Raw genomic sequence first — 2,100 nt, forward strand, 5'->3', positions numbered from 1 at the left:
TAAACTTGGTTTTAGTGTTTAAGGCGCAGTGATTTAGGTTAGGTGCTAAGCGTTGTTCGCACCTTAATGCGGCGTTAGGCGCAGTAAGAAATTTCTTGGTTCAAATCTCCAATTTCTCTTTAGCCATTTGTTCAAGTTTTTCGGCAATTTGGCTTTATCTTCTCAAGTTCTTGAATTACTCAACCCGTAAAACATGTCAAAGTTTGAGGGTTGCCTCATTGAGTTTTGTAGTCGGTTTGTTGTTAGTTTCTTTGGCTCAAATCGCTTCAAGTTTGTCTGTCGTCGAAATGGGTTTATTGGCTGCAATTTCGCACTGAAAGTTAGTCTTTCCAAATTCCATATGTATGCGTTGATTTGCCAACTTCTTTGGTGTTTTGGTTGCAGTGGGTATCAGAGACTTAGCCGCTTTAGCATTTGGGTTTCAAACAAATTCAGTTGGTTACGTGCGTTTTACTTTTCCAAAAGGTGGTTTTCTAAATCCAATTTTAACTATTTGCGTGAAGCGCCTAACAAAGCATTTAAGAGTGACTCTCAACGCTTGGCGATTTCAGTTTAAACTTGGTTTTAGTGTTTAAGGTGCAGTGGTTTAGGTTGGGTGTTTAGCGTTGTTCGCACCTTAATGCGGCGTTATAAGCTTATCCGTAGTTGTAGATTTGGAGAGTTAGGTGTACGAAACCCGTAAAGCTGAAAATAGTGACTATGAGTTCCTATTCGAACTTAAGAAATCAGCAGAATTTGAACCAATCAAAGCTGTATTTGGTTGGGACGAAAGTGTTCAAAGAGAAATTCATCACAATGAGTGGGGCGAAGAAAAGCCAACCATAATCGAAGTCGATGGAGTCGCAGTGGGCAGTTACTTGGTGCAGTACCATTCTGAGCATCTGTACTTTGGTCGCTTTTTCCTATTACCAGAATATCAGGGTAAAGGAATTGGTAGCCAAGTATTAAAAGCGGTCATTGAGCTTGCTGAACAAAAGTCGTTACCGATAAAGCTTTGCTACTTACAAGGAAACCGAGTAGGGCAACTTTACAAAAGGTTTGGCTTTGAGGTTACAGGGCAGGATGAACAGTTCGTGCACATGCTCAAACCACGCTTATAACAAGCAATTTAAGAGGGATTCACAACGCTTGGCACTTTTGCTTCTACTTCAGTTTTAGTGTTTATGGCACAATGCTTTAGGTTTGGGTGGAGGCGTTGTTCACCCCTTAATTGGGCGTTATATTTCTTTTTAGTTCAGTACGTTATAATGTTAAAACTCAAGTCGAAAGCCGAAACGTGAATACGTCTCTCAGTGGTGGTCTCCTGAGACTGATGATGGCAGCCTCGATTTACTTTGCGTCAAATCCACCTGTTTTTGTGGTGCAGTTTCTCTTAGCGGAAATTGTGGGGTTTTTAACTAGTCAGACTAAGGAGGGAGAGCTTATGGGTATGAAAATTATCAACAAAATTAGTAGTCAATTTAAGCAACTTTCTAAATGTGTTGCCATGTTTTGGGAGAACCACCGCTCTTTTAAGTTTAACTTACTGATGATCTGGTGAAACTCCAGTGAAAAGAGCAAATTAGTAGGTGCGCATAGCCCAAATTACCTATAGCGCACTGAAACATAACAAACAATTCAACAGTGATTCGCAACGCTTGGCGCTCTCACTTCGAGTTGAATTTAGTGTTTTCGGCGCAGTATTCAAGTTCAGTGTCTGCGCTGCTCACACGTTAATTGGGCGTTAGCTTAATCGGATAAAAGTGGCATTTGAGTAAGTACAGTAGTAACTTAGAGTTGTTTAGTATTTTTGGAAAACCTTCGCTGATGAAACATGTTGAATTTATGGAATCGTTCAAAAATCAGGCTCAATTAAAGCAGTCTGATGCTTTTAACTCAGTTGTAAATGCTACTTCTTTGAAGCCATTTAGTGCTTTTGACTCAGTTGTAAATGCAGTGTCTTTGAACCAACTTAAAGCCTTTGACTTAGCTGTAAATTCAGCATCTTTGAATCAGCTTAAAGCTCTTGACTCAGTTGTAAATGCAGCATCTTTGAATCAGCTTAAAGCTCTTGACTCAGTTGTAAATGCAGCATCTTTGAATCAGCTTAAAGCTCTTGAC

General features: G+C 39.9%; 1 protein-coding gene, 1 other RNA gene and 1 pseudogene. All 3 read left to right on the plus strand.

Translation table 11 applies throughout. The features are described 5' to 3' along the window. The first annotated feature begins 665 nt into the window (after positions 1-665). Positions 666-1,100, plus strand: coding sequence for a GNAT family N-acetyltransferase (locus tag ACQEXU_RS21845; protein ID WP_140136002.1), 435 nt, complete (start codon positions 666-668; stop codon positions 1,098-1,100). A 167-nt stretch (positions 1,101-1,267) separates the two neighbouring features. Beyond that, positions 1,268-1,328: hammerhead ribozyme type II (locus tag ACQEXU_RS21850), an RNA gene on the plus strand. Positions 1,329-1,806: 478 nt separating this feature from the next. After that, a pseudogene (locus ACQEXU_RS21855) lies at positions 1,807-2,100 on the plus strand (SH3 domain-containing protein); the annotation flags it as partial.

The organism is Vibrio sp. TRT 21S02 (assembly GCF_050113675.1).
Taxonomy (GTDB): Bacteria; Pseudomonadota; Gammaproteobacteria; order Enterobacterales; family Vibrionaceae; genus Vibrio.